Source organism: Gemmata algarum, from assembly GCF_034097035.1.
GTDB classification, from domain to species: Bacteria; Planctomycetota; Planctomycetia; order Gemmatales; family Gemmataceae; genus Gemmata; species Gemmata algarum.
Genome location: NZ_JAXBLV010000237.1, coordinates 14,065 through 30,198, shown reverse-complemented (window position 1 = coordinate 30,198; position 16,134 = coordinate 14,065). Strand labels below are relative to the sequence as shown.

Annotated in this window: 15 protein-coding genes; all 15 read right to left on the bottom strand. The window is 70.5% G+C overall.

Going from position 1 to position 16,134, the window contains the following annotated elements; all coding sequences use genetic code 11:
* Positions 1-394 (bottom strand): DUF1156 domain-containing protein (locus tag R5W23_RS30265; protein WP_320689608.1); only part of this gene is annotated, 394 nt, incomplete at its 3' end.
* Positions 394-1,917 carry a P-loop ATPase, Sll1717 family gene (locus tag R5W23_RS30260; RefSeq protein WP_320689607.1) on the bottom strand — a complete coding sequence of 508 codons (1,524 nt, stop codon included), beginning with the start codon at positions 1,915-1,917 and terminating at the stop codon, positions 394-396. The genes R5W23_RS30265 and R5W23_RS30260, both read right to left, overlap by 1 nt.
* A gap of 43 nt (positions 1,918-1,960) precedes the next feature.
* Positions 1,961-5,395, bottom strand: coding sequence for a helicase-related protein (locus R5W23_RS30255; RefSeq protein ID WP_320689606.1), 3,435 nt, complete (start codon positions 5,393-5,395; stop codon positions 1,961-1,963).
* A gap of 221 nt (positions 5,396-5,616) precedes the next feature.
* Positions 5,617-5,919, bottom strand: coding sequence for a hypothetical protein (locus R5W23_RS30250; protein WP_320689605.1), 303 nt, complete (start codon positions 5,917-5,919; stop codon positions 5,617-5,619).
* Positions 5,916-6,092 carry a hypothetical protein gene (locus tag R5W23_RS30245; RefSeq protein WP_320689604.1) on the bottom strand — a complete coding sequence of 59 codons (177 nt, stop codon included), beginning with the start codon at positions 6,090-6,092 and terminating at the stop codon, positions 5,916-5,918. Before R5W23_RS30245 ends, R5W23_RS30250 begins: the two co-directional genes overlap by 4 nt.
* A gap of 38 nt (positions 6,093-6,130) precedes the next feature.
* The gene (locus R5W23_RS30240; RefSeq protein WP_320689603.1) at positions 6,131-6,457 is read right to left on the bottom strand and encodes a hypothetical protein; all 327 of its coding nucleotides are present in this window, start codon (positions 6,455-6,457) and stop codon (positions 6,131-6,133) included.
* Complete coding sequence (locus tag R5W23_RS30235) at positions 6,454-6,924, bottom strand: hypothetical protein (protein WP_320689602.1); 471 nt, start codon at positions 6,922-6,924, stop codon at positions 6,454-6,456. The genes R5W23_RS30240 and R5W23_RS30235 overlap by 4 nt, the downstream gene beginning before the upstream one ends.
* A 10-nt stretch (positions 6,925-6,934) precedes the next feature.
* Positions 6,935-7,330, bottom strand: coding sequence for a hypothetical protein (locus tag R5W23_RS30230; protein ID WP_320689601.1), 396 nt, complete (start codon positions 7,328-7,330; stop codon positions 6,935-6,937).
* Positions 7,331-7,564: 234 nt separating this feature from the next.
* Positions 7,565-7,867 (bottom strand): hypothetical protein, encoded by a 303-nt coding sequence (locus tag R5W23_RS30225; RefSeq protein ID WP_320689600.1) that lies wholly within the window; start codon positions 7,865-7,867, stop codon positions 7,565-7,567.
* 42 nt (positions 7,868-7,909) lie between these two features.
* The gene (locus R5W23_RS30220; protein WP_320689599.1) at positions 7,910-9,094 is read right to left on the bottom strand and encodes a DNA modification methylase; all 1,185 of its coding nucleotides are present in this window, start codon (positions 9,092-9,094) and stop codon (positions 7,910-7,912) included.
* Between the two features lie 127 nt (positions 9,095-9,221).
* The gene (locus R5W23_RS30215) at positions 9,222-14,321 is read right to left on the bottom strand and encodes a DNA polymerase (RefSeq protein ID WP_320689598.1); all 5,100 of its coding nucleotides are present in this window, start codon (positions 14,319-14,321) and stop codon (positions 9,222-9,224) included.
* Positions 14,318-14,488: a hypothetical protein gene (locus tag R5W23_RS30210; RefSeq protein WP_320689597.1), complete on the bottom strand. Its 171-nt coding sequence runs from the start codon at positions 14,486-14,488 to the stop codon at positions 14,318-14,320. Before R5W23_RS30210 ends, R5W23_RS30215 begins: the two co-directional genes overlap by 4 nt.
* 80 nt (positions 14,489-14,568) lie before the next feature.
* Positions 14,569-14,880: a hypothetical protein gene (locus tag R5W23_RS30205; RefSeq protein ID WP_320689596.1), complete on the bottom strand. Its 312-nt coding sequence runs from the start codon at positions 14,878-14,880 to the stop codon at positions 14,569-14,571.
* A gap of 175 nt (positions 14,881-15,055) precedes the next feature.
* A complete protein-coding gene (locus tag R5W23_RS30200; protein ID WP_320689595.1) occupies positions 15,056-15,577 on the bottom strand; it encodes a hypothetical protein in 522 nt (173 codons plus the stop codon).
* A 172-nt stretch (positions 15,578-15,749) separates the two neighbouring features.
* A complete protein-coding gene (locus R5W23_RS30195; RefSeq protein WP_320689594.1) occupies positions 15,750-16,094 on the bottom strand; it encodes a hypothetical protein in 345 nt (114 codons plus the stop codon).
* Positions 16,095-16,134: the final 40 nt, after the last annotated feature.

The following is a 16,134-nucleotide window of genomic DNA, read 5'->3' as shown; positions in this document are numbered from 1 at the left end:
GGCGGGGGGGGGGGGGGGGGGGGGGGGGGGGGGGGGGGGGCGCGCCGCCCGACGCCATGACCTCCCACCGGGCGAGACTAGGCCCCGATGCCGATTCCTGCAACTGCTGCTTCTCGCCGGAGATCTTCTTGGGGAAGACGCGCCCGGCGAACGCGAAGATATGGCGCGTGGCCGCATCGCGGAACGCTTGCGGGCACAGCGGGTCGGCGGGATCGGGCCAAAGGGCCGCGCAAATGACCGCACGACACGCCGCGAGCGGCCGGCGTGCCCACCAGATGTGAAGCGTGGAGATGTGCCCGTGCCGGATCGACTTCTCGCGCCGTGCGTGCGCCGAGATGCGGGCGATGGGAAGGTCCACTTCAATCAGTCGCTTAGGGTGGTTCACGTTCGCCATTACCGTTTTTTGCGATTATTCTTACGGTCGTTGTTTTTCTTTTGGCCACTTGCCGTCCGAAGGCCCAATGCCTGGCGGAACACCGGATGAATCTCCCAAGCCATGCCGCGATCAACATTTGTTCGATTGTGGAGCAGTTCTGGCTCTTCGGCAAAGGCATAATGACGATATGTTCCATCTGGCAGCTCCTCTCGAGCGGTCAAAAAGCCAATCTCGTAGAGGAATGCTGCGACTTGCATCGGCCGAGATGGGCGGCCGCTACTTGTAAACGATAGATCAATATGCTGAAGAATTCGATTAGTAATGCGGCTTTGTAGGTCAGCCGTAGAATAGTCCTCGGCTCCATCGGCGAATGCGTTAATTAGCTCTCGCACCTCCGCGCATTCCGATCGGTATTCCGCAGATAGATCATCGATTCGGGTTCTCCCAAATCCATCTAGCACTTCAACAATGTGCTTCTTGTAGATTTGCGGTGATTTTTGAATAGCGGCCCGTTCGGCCGCTAATTTGGCGAGTTCGATCATCCAGCGTGGGCGATGTCGCGAGAGAGTCGAGAGTACGACATGAGGCGGGCGCAAAATTTGCCTTTGGCCTACTGTATCATAGCCCCAATCCATCTCGGCTTCAAATATTAATGAAATCAACTGTTCTGCTCGATACGAGCCTGCGATCCCTGCAAAGTACTGCAGGGCGGAATTTTGCTTTGTTCGACGCAAGTAGGCGTCAGCACGCCGGGCTAGAAGATCTCTGAGTTGCAGAATATCCCAGCGGATGTCAATAATGTACTGATCGACTTTTCCAAGAGACTCAGCGTCGGACCTGATAATCTTCCATACATTAGGCCTTATTCCGGTCCGTATCCTGAGTTCTGGAATAAGATTAATTAGTTGACGACAGGCGTTGAAGAACGAAGATACCTTGGCTCGAGATTCTGGCGAGTTGACAAAATTCTCATCAACATCGTCAACAAATAACCATAGAGTTGAGCCATCTTTCATCCATCGCTGGACTGTTTTTTCGGGATTTGATGTGCCAAGGCTCTTTTTCTCCGGCACCTGGGCTATCCGAAGGCGATCAAGAATGCTCGACACGAAATTTCGAGATTTATACCCGTTCTTCTCAGCCTCCTCAACCAAGCTAATAGCATCATCTGACCACGCCGCGCCGATACGTGACCCGATCTCTGAGGCAAGCAGTCCCAAAATCTGTCGCTTCCACCCCTTGGTCCAAGCTGCAGAGTCACTAGATGAGACATCTGGGGATAGAGACGCGCCTGTAGTTTTTACGCTGACGACATCTGCACTTTTCAATAGGTGCAGCGCCTTACGCAGAATTGCCGATTTCCCTTCGCCACGGTATGCGCGAAGAATGAGGAAGGGCGAATCATCTTTCATGAATCGACTGATCTCGTCACGTTCGACGAAGTATGACTGAAAAATATCCTCATTTTCGTCTTCGGCCGCGTCATTTCCAAAGAGCGATCGGTCGGTCAGTGAAATTGTCGCCTTCGGTAAAGCTGGCATTCTTGAACTCCAAAGGAGATCGGTTCGCCGTGTTGCATTGCAGTTAAGTCAGCCTTATCAACACTGATGGCTGGATCTGGTAATGCTCCACCGTCATTACCGGCTTCCACTCAAGCCGAGCCGGGTCGTTGACGATGTGCAGTTCCGGTGTCGTGGCGCAGTTGAAAACCGCGTACAGCCAGTAATCGCCCTTGAGCCGCTGGGCGGTCCGGTACTCGTTCTCGCTCAGGGCCACCACGCCCACGCCCGCGCGGCCCTTCACCTCGATGAACCGCACCTCCAGGAAGGTCCGCGGGTCGTGCGGGTGCGGGCGCCGGCTGATCAGATCGAACCCGCGGTTCTCGCTCTCGACGCTCTCGACCACCCACCCGCGGGCCTGCTCGTGCCGGATCGCCTCGGCGACGGCGATCTTTTCGATCTCGTCGTCCCGGACCATCGGCGCCAGTTGCGGGCTGGCCCGGTCGGGGTGCGGCAGGAGCGCGGCCCGGCCGACGTGGGTAATGTCTGCGATCGTGCAGTGCCGTTCCAGCTCCAGTTCGCGTTTCCGCGTGTCGCGCCGGGCGTTCAGCTCATCTAAGTGCGACTCCGCCTGTGCGATCACCCCGTCGAGCCCCGGGACCGTTTGCCCCTCGATCTGCCGGTTGAGGTACTCGCCGAGCTGGTGCTGCTGGCGGTCGATGAGCGCGTTCAGGCTGATCTCGACGTGCTGCTCGACGCGGCCCACCTCCCGCGCCCGCGCCTCCGCCGCACCGGCCGCCCACGGCTTCAGCGCGTGCTCGTACAGGAACCGCTCGACCGGCGGGCGGTCCGGCATCGTGAGGGCGGCCGGAACGGGTGTGCCCGCGGGGCTCGGGGACACGTCGTGCAGGATCGTCGGCTCGTGCAGCGCCATCGCGCCGCCGGCCGACGTCTCGACCGCGAACAGCCGGCGGTGCAGCGTGAACCCGCGCCCGTCCTTCACGGACGCGGCGAACACGTCGAGCACCGCGGGGCGGTCGCGGTGCAGGTCGAAGAACACGGCGCCGCGCCGCAGGTGGTCCTCGACGCGCGCCAGGATGTCGGTCCGCACCGCCTCGAACAGCGGGTGCCCGGGGGTGACCCACTCCGCCTCGAGGTCGGACGGCAGCACCGACTTGTCGAACGCCACCTTCTTGTACTCGCGCCCGAGCTTGCCGAACTTCGGCTCCTGGGCGTCCCCGATCGCGAACAGGTTCCGCGGCGTTTTGCCGACCCGGTACACCCGGCTGTTCGGCCCCGTGGCCTTCGGCTGCACCCCGGACTCCGGCGCGGCCGCGACGAAGAACTGCTCGATCACCTCCGGCACCAGCCGCCGCTCCTTCGCTTCCGCGCTCTTGCCCACGACCGCGGACAGGTTGAGTTCGCGCTTCGCCAGGCCCTCCAGCGCGCTCTCGGTGATGGCCCGGAACCGGTCCGGGCTGACGTCCTTCACGATCCGGTCCTGGATCTTGTGCTCGTCGGTGAGCCGGGCGTACATGTCGCGGAACAGCTTTTCCAGCAGAGCCGAGGGGAACACCTCGCCGACCACGTCGAACACCTGATCGGTGCCCAGCTCGCGGCGGATCTCGCGGAGCCGGTCGAGCAGCTTGTGCAGCACCCGGCCTTCCCGCGTGTTCTGCGCGACGAAGTTGAACACCAGGCAGTCCTTCTCCTGCCCGTACCGGTGGATGCGGCCCACCCGCTGCTCGAGCCGGACCGGGTTCCACGGGATGTCGAAGTTGATCATCAGCCAGCAGAACTGGAGGTTGATGCCCTCGCCCGCGGCCTCGGTCGCGACCAGCACCTGGGCCGACTCCTTGAACTCCCGCTCCGCGTAGATCCGCGTGCCGGCGGTGTCGCGGTCGCCGATCTTCATCCCGCCGTGGATCTGGGTGACGGTCAGCCCCCACTCGCGCAGCTTGCCGACCGGCCGCCCGTCGCGCCCGTCCCCGACGAGGTAGTCGAGCGTGTCCTTGTGCTCGGTGAACACGAGCAGCCGCATCGTCGGGTCGCGGAACAGCCCGTGCTCGGTCAGGACGGAGCGGAGCTTGTTCAGCTTCGATTGGGCGTCGCGCGACTCGAGCCCGCGCGCCTGGCCGATGAGCCGGGAGAGCTGCGCGATCTCCTCGCGCAGCACCGCCGGGTCGGCCGACAGCACCTCGCCCTCGAGCCGCGAGATGATCCGGCCCTGCTCGTCGTCGGTCAGGTCGTCGAAGTCGTCCGGGACGCGCTGCTCGATCTGCTCGCGGCGGTGCGCTTCGGGGTCCTCGAGGATCTTCTCGCGGCGCTCGCGCATCCGCTCCAGGCTGCGGCGCACCGCGTACACGGACGACGCCATGCGGCGCTGGAGCAGCGCCATGGTGAACCCGATCGCGCGCCCGCGTGCGGTCTCCTCGCCCGCGGCGGCCGTGGACTGCTCCTCGACGTAACGGGTCAGCTCGTCGTAAAAGGCGAGCTCGTCGCCGTCGAGGTCGAACGCGGCGGTGCGCACCTCGCGCTTGGTGAACAGCTTGCGGACCGCGCCCGTTTCGGGGTGCGGGAACGTGACCAGCGCTTCCTTGGTGCGCCGCAGGTAGAACGGGGCCTCGTGCTCGCGCATCGCGTGCTGGAGGCTGTGGACGCTGCCGTACACATCGGCGTCGAGCAGCGCGAGGAACCGGCGGAAGTGGTCCTGGTCGCCCTTGTGCGGGGTCGCCGTCATCAGGAGGAAGTGGTCGGTCATCCGCGACAACGCCTCGCCGAGCCGGTAGGCGTAGGTCTTGCGGTCGTCGGCCGGGGCGCTCATCTTGTGCGCCTCGTCCACGATCACCAGATCCCACCGCGACCGGAGCAGGCTCTCGCGGGCGTCCTCGATCACCGACACCCACGACACGGACGTGATGACCTGGTCCTTGTCCTGCCACGGGTTCTGGCCGTAGTTGGCCCGCAGCACGTCGCCGCGGACGACCTCGAACTTCTCGCGGAACTTGTCGGACAGCTCGCGCTGCCACTGGAACGTGAGGTTGGCCGGGGTGACGATGAGCACCCGCTTGGCGAGCCCGCGGGCCTTCAGCTCCTTGAGGAGCAGCCCGGCCATGATGGTCTTGCCGGCCCCCGGGTCGTCGGCCAGGAGGAAGCGGATGCGGGGCAGGCGCAGGAAGTAGTTGTAAACGGCCTCGAGCTGGTGCGGGAGCGGGTCGACGCGGGCGATGGAGAGCGCGAAGAACGGGTCGTACTCGTACGCCAGCCCGAGCCGCTGGGCCTCGACCCCGAGCCGGAACAGCCGGGCGTCGCCGTCCAGGGGCTCGTGCCCCGAGGACACGGTCAGCCGCGCGAGCTGGTCGGGCGTGAGAACGGGGTCGTGCGTGAGTCCGGTTCGCAACCCGCGTCCGATCAGCTTGACCGCGTCCCCCATCGGCACGACGGCGAGGACCTCCACCGGTTCCGGGAGCGTCGGGCCGCGGACGATGTTGCCCGCCTGGAGAGGGACGGCCGGGTTCATTGGGCGTCGAGCTTGGTTAGAGATTCGTTGGTGTGAGAGGGGCGGATGCTTCCTCTGGAGGTAGAGAAAGAAAGCCTAACCGGCGATGTGCCGTGCGTACAGGGGCGAAATTGCGTTGTCGGTGCGGTTCGGGCTGAACTGCGCGAGCACGCACATTGTCGGGCGGCAGGGCGCCGAAGGGCGCGTTTCACGCGCACGCGGCTACGGCATCAAGCCGCATTTCAGGTAAGCCCGTTCAGGGCCGTAAATTCGTGCCCGAGTAGTATCCGCAGCAGCGCCAGCGTACGATTAAGTTGTTCGTCGGACGCCCCTGAGAGGTTGTGGCCTTGGCGCCCGCACCGCACGCACGGTGGGGTGAGTGTCGCCTGGATCAGCGCCACCAGTTCCGCCTGTTCGTCCCGGCTGAGTCGCTCGAAATCGCATTCGTCGTTCCGCGCCCCAGGCGGGTCGAACGGGCGCCCGCACCCGGGGCACGGGCGGTTCCGCACCTGGCGCTCCAACTTGGTCACCCGGCTCGGCTTCATGTGCACACCTCTTCGGACTCGGTCGACTCCTCGACGATTTCCTCGACGATGACTAGCACGTGACCCCCGCCGCACTGCCGGCACCGGTCCGCGGCGCTCGGCTCGTACCCCTCGGGCGCGAGCCGGAGCGTGCGGCCGTCACATCGCGGGCGGGACGTCTCGAGTCGCTGCATTCGAGTCCTCAGTGACACGTGTCGCCCTCGGTTTAAAATCACCCACGCCGCATGATTTCGTCGAGGGCCGCTTCGATCTGCTCTTCACTTGCCGGCAGCAGCAGTTGGTCGGGATACGCGTACGGGTGCCGCTCGCGCTGGTCCCGGAGCCACGCCTGGTGCTCGGGCTGGAGCGTACCCAGGAACGTCAGTGCTTGGACCGCCCAGCCAGTGTGGTCCGGGTGCTTCTGGTCGAGGTTGTTAGGCCCGAAGTCGCCGCTCAGGAGCCCACGAGCGAACGCCACCGGGTCGGTCGGCAGATCCGTGCCCGGGCGGGCCGGCGGGATCCGGTCGGCGAGCGCGCGGAGCCGGCGGGCAAGGCTCATTGGCGGTTCTCCGGTGCGTCGGGGCGGTCATTGGCCGCGTGACTCGTGCGCCCGCCGCACGCCGGGCAGGTCGGGAACGCGCGGAGGTCGGCGAGCGGGCGCGGGTCGCTGGAGGGTACGAGGACCAGCGGGACCGCGAGCCCACAGGATCCGCAGTGGTGCCCGAACCAGAACGGGCGGGGCGGATCGAGCACCCACGCAACGAGCGCCTCGGGCAGCCGGTACTGAGGCGCGGGCGCCGGTGCCCAGCGGGCGAACGGGACCCCGACCCACGACGCGAGCGACTCGGAGTCCGGGCCGTACGGCTCGTCCAGCCGGGCCGCCATCCGCTCGCGCAGCGCCTCGGGCACCAGGGCCAGGAACGCCGTCCGGTCGCGGAGCCAGTCCGGCAGCGGGGGCGCCGGACCGGCCGCGGGACGGCACGCGACACGCGCAGTCAGCGCCTCGATTCGACCGCTCAGCCGCATCGGTTCGCCCTCACCAGTTCGGGAGCGGTTGTTGCGAATCGGCCCCCTTCACGAGGGCCTCCAGCTCGCTCATCCGCACCTCCAGTTCGGCCACCTCGCGCACCTTGAGGCCGAGCTCGAGTATGGCCCGCGCGGCCCCGAGTCTCGTGGCCGGGGGCGTGGAGCTGCCCTGGAGTGACAGGAGCGTGCGGACGGCCTCGCCGGCGGCCGCGGTGAGCATCCCGGCGCACCGCCTGACCATGTCGCCGCGGAGCTCCGCGAGCCGGCTCTTGAACGCCGGGTCGTTGAGCCGCCGGTACACCGTGCGGTCGGTCAGCTCGCACTGCTTGGCCGCGGCCTCGACGGTGGCCCCGCACGCCAGGGCCAGCAGAAGCTTGTCGTCGTTCTTCTTCACCCGGTCGCCCATGTCGTTCCTCCGCTCACGCCGTTTGTCCCGGTCCCGTTGCGGTCCCGACTGGGTACCACACGACGGTCGCCCGGACGGGCCACACCGCGGCGCCCGGGCCTCGGCCCTCGCCGCCCGTGATCGGCAGATACCTGCGGACGGTGGGACGGACCCGTGCCGTGCGACCAGGGCCGCTACCCGCGCGTCGAGGTTTGTCCGCCGAACGCCCCGTTCGTTCTCCCGGGATGGTCCGTGTCAGCCGTTCCCCGGCTCCCGCGCGTCGACCGGGCCCGGGGCCGGCGGGTCGAGGTGGTCGAGCCCGAGCACGAGCAGCAGCCCGAACGGGGCCAGCGCGCCGTCGGGCACCACCGGTTCGCCGCGGGCCGGGTCGTACACCAGGGTGCCGGCGAGGGAGCCCGGCGGGCCGTCCCGGTACAGACCCGGCGCCCGCCCGTCGGCCCGATGCACGGGAACGGCCTCGACGACGTGGAACACGCCCGGCCGGGGGCGCCCGGCGACCCGCTTCGCGACCTTGTCGACCCGCCCGGTGAGCCGCATCGGGTGCTCCTGCGTCAGGTAAGTTCGGAGCGCCGTCAGGGTTTACGCCGCGGCCCGCTCGGCCTTCTGGCCGGTCAACGACTCGAACCGCTGGACGATGACGTCGCAGTACCGCGGGTCCAGCTCGAGCAGGGTCGCGCTCCGCCCGGTCTGCTCGGCCGCGGCCAGGGCGGTGCCGGAGCCGGCGAACGGGTCGAGGACGAGGCCGCCGGGCGGGCACGAGTTGTTCAACAGGTACGCGAACAGTTCGGTCGGCTTGGGGGTCGGGTGGTCCGGGCTCTTGGCGGGCTTGTCGAACTCGAGCACCGTGGTCTGGGCACGGTCCCCGAGCCACGTGTGAGCGGCCCCGTCGATCCAACCGTATAAAACAGGTTCGTGCTTCCAGTGGTAATCTTGTCGCCCCAGCACCAGGGCCGACTTGACCCACACCAGGCACTGCCGCACCTGGAGCCCGGCTTGTGAACAGGACATCCGCACGTCGAGCCCGGCGGTGTCCGCGTGCCACACGTAGAACGCCCCGCCCGGCCGCAGGTGGGCCTTGGCGGCGGTCAGGGCGGCGGTGAGGAACGCGCGGTACGCGGCTGGGTCCATGTCGTCGTTGGCGATGGTGAGCTGGTCCGCTGTCTTGCCCCGATAGGCCACGTTGTACGGCGGGTCGGTGAGCAGCACGTCGGCCGGCCCGTCGGGCAGCAGGCGTGCGAGGTCGGCGGGCTCGGTGGCGTCGCCGCACAGGAGCCGGTGGCGGCCCAGGCGCCACAGGTCCCCGGGCCGGGTGAGCGGCTCGGCGGGCGGCTCGGGCACCGCGTCGGGATCGCCGCGGAGTTCGGGCTCGGGCGCGGTGAGCAGCCGCAGCACCTCGTCCTCGGGGAACCCGGTCAGGCCCAGGTCGAAGTCGGCGGCCTGCAGGGCGGCGAGCTCCTGCACCAGCTTGCCGTCGTCCCAGGTGGCCAGGCTGGCCGTCTGGTTGTCGGCCAGCCGGTACGCCCGGGCCTGGTCGGGTGTGAGCCCGCGGGCCACGTGCACCGGCACCTCGATCAGGCCCAGCTTCAGCGCCGCCTTGTACCGGGTGTGGCCCACGATCAGCACGTCGCCCTCGTCCACCACGAGCGGCTGTCGGAACCCGAACGCCCGGATGGACGCGGCGACCGCATCGACCGCGGCGTCGTTGGCCCGCGGGTTGTTCGGATACGGCTGGATCGACCCCACCGGGCGCATGACCACGTCCATCACTCACCTCCGTGGGGCCGCGCGCACGGCACGCCCTATCAGGAACTACACCGCACGCGCCCGAAGTGTCCGACCCGGCCGCGCTATTTTGTGACGGGTGCCGAGACGAGGCCCGGGGCCGGCGGGCTCACCCGGCCCAGGTGCGGCCCGCGATGACCTCGACCTCGACGGGCACCGGGTCGAGGAGCGGGGCGATCCCGTCCCGCATCGCATCCCGCACCCACGCGGCCGCCTTCTCGAGGCGGTCCTCGGCGCACTCGACCACGATCTCGTCGTGCACCAGGAGCACCGGGAACGCGTCGGGGCATGCCGCCCGCCGCTCCCACAACAGCGCCAGTGCCCGCTTCAGCCCGTCGGCCCCGGTGCCCTGCACGGGCGTGTTGAGCTTCTCGGTGAACGCGCTCACCCCAACGCGCCGGCGGCCCCCGAGGGTGCGGGTCTGAATGGTGCCGTCGGGCACCCGCCGGTGCCACGCGCGGAGCCCCGGGTACGTGCGGAAGAACGCGTCCCGGTGCCGGGCCGCCTCGGCCGCGGTCAGCTCCACCCCGAAGTTCGCGGCCGCGTACCCGGCCAGGGCCCGCGCCCCCATCCCGTACAGGAGCCCGAAGTTGAGCGATTTGGCGAGCTGCCGGTCGGCCTTGCTCACGTCGCTCTTACCGAGCACGGTCCGGGCGGTGGTGGTGTGCAGGTCCTCGCCGGTCCGGTACGCCTCGAGCATCCGCCGGTCGCCGGTGATCTTGGCCGCGATGCGGAGCTCGATCTGGGAGTAGTCGGCCTTCACCAGGGCCCGGCCGGGCGGGGCCACGAAGCACCGCCGGAACCGCGGGTCCCGGGGCAGCTGCTGCAGGTTCGGGTCCTTGCACGACATGCGGCCCGAGGCCCCGGCCCCGACCTGCTTCCACGCGGCGTACACGCGGCCGTCACCCGACACGTGCCGGAGCCACGCGCGGCCGTACGTGCCCGCCAGCTTGGACGCGGCCCGGTACTCGCGCAAGAGCGCCGCGGCCGGGTGCCCCACCGCGGCCAGCGCGTCGTCGCCGGTCGAGGCCAGGGCCACCCCGGCGGCGGCGAACGCGGCCGTCACCTCGTCGACCGAGTTCCAGTTGGTTACCCCGAACAGGTTGCCCGGGTTGGGCAGCCGCTCGTCCAGGTGCTCCCGGGCCCGGGCGGCACACGCTTCGGTGTCGGCGGCGACCGCCTCCCATGCGGGCCGGTCGAGGGCGACCCCGCAACGGGCCGCCCACGCGACCGCGGGCAGCGCCGCCAGCTCGGTTTCGGCGGTGCCGGTCAAGTTCGCGGCCGCGAGCTCCGGGGCGAGTTTCTCCCACAGGCCGAGCGGCAACTCGGCGTCCCGGGCCGCGTACTCGAGGTGCGCGTCGGTCAGCGGCCCCGACCAGTCGGCGGCCTGCAGCTCCTTGTCGAGCTCGAGCCCCAGGTGCCGGCGGACCAGTTCCTGCAGGGAGTGGCCGACGGTGCGGTTCCCGGCGTGGAGCACCTGGCTGGCGAGCATGGTGTCCCGCACACGCCCGGGCACGAACCCGAGGCGCATCAGGAACGGCAGGTCGAACCCCAGATTCTGGCCCACCACCTCAACCGCCGTCTGCGCCTCGAGCAGCGGGGCCAGGGCCGCGGCGGGGTCGGGAAGCGCGAATAGGTCGACGAGGAACGTGCCGCTCGGGGTCGCGAGCGAGAGCAACCGGACGCGGTCGCGGGCGTGGTCCAGCCCGGTCGTCTCCAGGTCCAAGCCGACCCGTTCGGCCGCCCGGACCACGGCGGTCAGTTGCTCGAGTCCCGCGACGTCGGACACGAGTTGGGGTCCGCGGCCGTCCGGTGTCACGTGTGACGAAACCGGCCCGCGTGTGACGAAACCTCGGGGGCTGCACTCGGCCCCGGGTGCGGGCCGGCATCGGTCGCCGCTCTCGGGTGTGACGTGTGACGGAACATACGAAACCTCCCCGGGCCGCACCGGCTGATCGTCGGATGTTGTAGCGGGCGCTGCGGTTGCGTCGGGCGTGTGGCCTGGTCGGTCGAGCCGTACCGCTCCGCCGTCGGCGGTTCCGTCACACGCCGGCGCCGGTGCCGGGGCGGTGCCGCGATCGACCGGTGGGGAGGTTTCGTATGTTTCATCACACGTCACACGCGGTCCGTCGTCGCGTGACGAGGCACCGGTACCCGCCGGGCCGGCGGGCGAGCCGCCCGGCCGATCGCGATCCACAGGCGCGACAGCCCGACCGTTCGGGTACCGGTCGGGCGCCGCACCGCCGGCACGCCCCGGCGCCACGTCCGGAGAGCGGTCCCGGGCCGGGCGGGAACAACCCGGAGCCCGTTGTGTGTGGGGTTCCCCGGTGCCGCCGGCCGGTGCGGCCTGATGGCCCTCGGCGCCGGGGCGGACCTCGTGTGTGACGTGTGGCGAAACATACGAAGCGTCCCCTGCGCCGTCCGTGAGCACGTCGGAACCTGCTCGGGGCGAACGGGTTCCGACGTTGGCGGCGGTTCGGGTGCCGGACCCGCATGGCCCTACCGTCGGGACATTGTCACTCCTGGGCGCGGCACCCAGCGGCTCGGTGCCGCGTTCGACCGGCGCGGCGGTTTCGTGTGTTTCGTCACACGTCACGTACGGTCCGTCGGCTCGTGACGGACCGTCGTCCGGAGCTCCCGCCGCATCGGACGGCCCCGCCGCCGGGCCAGGCGCCCCGTGTCCGTGTGTGACGTGTGACGAAACATACGAAACCTCCCCCGCTCCAGGTGCCTTTCCAGGGTAACTCTGGTCCGGTGCAGTCGTTGCGGCGGGCGCCGCGCTCGCCCGGTTGGCCGGTTCCGTCACACCGCTCGCGGTTCCGTCACACCCGGGCGCGGCCGGGACGAAGGCGCGTGACGGGCGGCCGCCGCGGTCGGTGGTGGGACCCGGCTCCCAGCGCCCCAGCCCGAGCGCCACGAGCCCGTCCAGTGCCTCCTCGGCCGCCCGCGCGGTCCGGTACCGGCGCTGGTTCGAGCGCTGGAACTGGGGCACCGTGACCCGCCCGCCGTGCCGCGCGGCCAGCCGGGTTACGGTCTCGATCAGCTTTCGCGTCTCGTGCTCCCCGGCCTCCTCGGCGAGCATCTGGTAGACGCGCTCGGCCTCGGACGTGAACCACTCGGCCAGCGCGATCCCGGCCCGCACGCTGTCGACGGTCACGGGCTCGCGCGCGGCGGTGCCGGCGGCGACCGAGCGGCACACGTGGTGCACCAGGGCGAGCCGGGCGGCGTACCCCTCGAGCTTGGAGAACGCGGCGGCCAGCTCGCCGTCGGCCTCGGCCTGACGGTCCGCGAACCGGGCGTAGAACCGGACCCACTCGGGCTTGGCGTCCGGGGCGAGGGCGAGGGGCACCGGGCACGGGGCGCCGTCCGCGTCGGTGCCGGGTTCCAGTTCCGCGAGGGCCCGGACGAGCCGGTGGTACGCGGTCTCGGCGGGCTCGTCGATGTCGTCCTCGGTCCACTCCTTGGGGCGCTTGGGCGGGTACGCGAACAGGAGCCGGGCGGGCACGCCGGCGCTGAAGTGCTGCGGGGTCAGGGCCAGCCGCAGGACCCCGGGCTGGATCCCGCCGCACAGGCTCACGCCCACGTCGGGCACGAAGATGGTCTTGGGGTCGCCGGTCTTGCGGTCCACGCACAGGGTGCCGAGCCCGTGCAGCTCGAGCCAGTTGGCCGTGTCCGAGCCGCCCTTGGCCTTGTACTGGTTGAAGCTCGACAGCCACCCGGACAGCTCGTCGCGGCCGATCAGGAACCGGGTGCGGTTGTCCACCAGGAGCCCGGCCAGGGCCTCGACGGTGGTGTCCCGGGAGTAGATGCGCGGGCACGCCGGCGGCTCGGGCGGGTCCCCCGGATCGTCGCCCGTGCTGCGGCGCTTGAGGCGCTCGTACTCGCGGGCCTCGGCCCGGTGCGCCTCGGCGGCGGCCCGGTGCGCCTGGAGGTGGGCCGCCTGCATGGCGACGACGGGCGCGACGGCCCGCTTGTACGGCGGGGTCTTGAGGGTGCCCGAGTCGCCGACCACGGCGGCCCACAGCATGGCCGGCTCGTGCCAGGACTTCTTGAGCCGGATCACGCGGGTGGCGCCGATCATGCCGGCGCAGGTAGCCAGGGCCGGGAGCGCCACGTAAGTGGGGTCGCACCGCATGGCGGCGGCGACGGTGGCGACGAACGCGCGGACCGGGTCGGGCAGGTGCTCGGCCGGGAACGGGCGCCACGGCGGGAGCGGGGTGTACAGCGGCACCCCGGCCGCCCCGGGCGCGCCGCCGCCCGGGCCGGCACTCACGGTCGCGTGCGCGGCGGGCGGGTCCGGCACCCCGAGCCACTCCTTGACGCGGGCCACGACGGCGACGGCGGTGCGGCCGTCGAGGGCCGGGTCGAGCATCGCGCGGAGGGCCGGGAGCCCGCTCATGGGCTTGCCGGCCTTGAGCCGCTTGCGCGCGTCGGCGACCGCCCCGGCCCCCTCGCCGGCGGCGACCTTGGCCACCTTGTCGGCGTCGTTCCGCGCCGCGAAGACGGCGGCGATGAGCGCCACCGCCCGGGCGTCGTCCGCCCAGCCGGCGCGGGCCACCAGGTTGGCGACCAGCAGCACCAGCGCGTGCCGCTCCTGGGGCCGTGCGTACCGGGCGATGAGCACCGCGGCCCCGACGTGCCGCACCGCCGCATTGAGTTCGGCGCCCGCGACTCCCGCCGGGGCTTCGTCGCGCGCCCATCCGAGCGCTTCGCCGCTGACGTGGAGCGAGGGCGGGAACACGGTCTGCACGTTCTTGAACCGCCCTTCGGCCTCGTCCCACTCGGGCCACCGCAGCTCGACGATGGTGGCCTCGTCCCCGGACCGCACCGGGTCGAGCAACTTGGCGAACGCGGCGGTGCGATCGGTTGCGGCGTACAGCCGGTGGGTGATCTCGCCGCCGCGGCCGAACGCGCTGCCGGTGGGCGGCAGCAGGTACGGGCCGACGGAAACAGCCTCGCCGCAGTCCAGATCGACGTCGGCCAGGCCGGCGGAGTCGGGTCCCAGCTTGACGCCGACGTTGCGGCCGGCGAAATGTTCGGTGTCGGCGCTTCCGGCGGGCCAGAACCGAGCGTCCGGGTGCTTGCCCGGCTTGGGACAGTCGGGGCGGCCGCACGAGCAGGTGCCCCGGTCGAGGTCCGGGCGGTGGACCGGGACCATGCACCAGCCCCGGGCCCGGTAGGCCGCGACGGCCTCTTCCGTGCGGGTCATCGGTCCCCCCCTTCGGCACCGAGCAGCGGGGCCAGGTCGGCGGCGGCCCAGCACCGGGACCCGTCCAGGGCCCGGTACTCGGTGGCGTGCGGGCACAGGACGCGGACCAGGGCGGGCTCGAGCCCGAGGTCCCGCAGGTCGTGTTCGCTCACGAAGTCGTCGGTCACGGGCATGTTCCTCGCGGCGCGCACCTCCGGCGGGCCCGCCGTGCGGCAGGTGCTCGGGGTGCGTTAGTGTGGGTGGGCCGTTAAGCGGTTACGGGCGCGGGGCGCGGCGCCGGCTCGGGCGGGTGCTCGATCCGCTCGACGCGGAAGCCGCCGGAGCCGAACTCGCGGGTCAGGAACCCGACGAACAGGCGGTTCAGGTCGCGCCCGACGGGGGTGGAGGCGTCGATCGCCACGGTGCGCGCCCGTGCGTCGAACGCGTGCCCCGCGTCGAGCCGCGTCTGCGACTCGCCGTGCAGCGCCTCGACCCCAAAGACGGAAAGGAGCAGGGTGGTCTCGACCTCGGCGACCGGGATCGCGGGGCCGAACTGGTAGCGGTATCGGTCGGTCGTCATCGCGGGTCCTCGCGGCACGTGGGGCTCGAGTCCGGAACGATCCCGTCGGCCCGCGGCGGGGCCGGCTCGTTCCTCGGGGCGTTGCCGCGGCGTCTCCCGCACCGAGCCGACCGCACGCGCGAAATCCCTCTACCCAGAGAACTACACCGAACGCCCGCGGGGTGTTCAGCGGCGCTCACAAATACTCGGCCAGCCCGGCCCACTCGGGGCGGGCGCGGATCCGTTGCAGCCGGGCGTACACGGTGGACCGCGAGAGGCCCAGGGCGCGGGCCGCCGCGGCCGCGGTGTGGGTGGTCAACAGCACGGCCACGGCGCGGAGCTCGGGCGGCAGTGCGGCCAGGGCCCGCGCCAGGTCCGCGGCCCGGGCGCTCGACTCCGCCGGGTCGGCCGTGGCGGAGCCCGCGGTGAGCGACTCGGCGGGGCGCCCGGCCCGCTTGGCGCGGCGCCGCGAGCGGAGGATGTTGTCGCCGGCCCGTTCCACGACCCGCCACACGAACGCGGGCCAGGTGCCACGCCCGTCGTCGAACCGGTGCCGCTGCACGAGCACGCGGAGGACGAGGTCGTGTTCGATGTCCTCGCGGTCCTGGGGCCGCAGCCCGGCCCGGCCCACCATGCGGCGCGCCTTGCGGCGGATGATCGCGGCCGCGGTCGGGTCAATCGGGTTGTCGGGACCGGAGCGGTCGGGGCATTCGGACACGGGCATGCTCCTCCCGGCCGGGGAGCGGAGGGCGCGGGCACGGATCCCGAGGCGCCTGGCCGCACGGAGCGGTGGCGATGCGAACACCGGGTTCGGTGCCCACGATCGCCTCCGCGGTGCGGCCGGCTGAACGTCGGGTGAGTGAATCGGACCGGCGGGGACGGGGGCCCGGTTACGCGGGCAGCTCGGCGTGGAACGGGAGCCCGTGCTTGACGCTCAGCACCGCGATGGTGCCATCCCCGAGGGCGTCGAGCAGGGCCATCAGGTCGGTCACCTGGGCCTTGAGCTGGTGGTCGGGGCGCCCGGCCTCGGGGCGGGGGCCGTTGTCGCCCCCGAACTTGTGCTCGCGGATCACCACGGGCATGGGATCGAGGACGGGCTCACCGGCACGCACGAGGAGGCCCTCGACGCGGCCGAAGTTGAGCCGCTGGAGCAGCCCGAGGAACTGGCGCCGGGCCGGGCTCAGGGCGGACGTGGTGGGGGCACCGCCGGAACAGCGGTGTAACGGTGCGGTCATCAGCGGATCTCCGTGGCCACCCGAGCCGCTCATGAGCTCG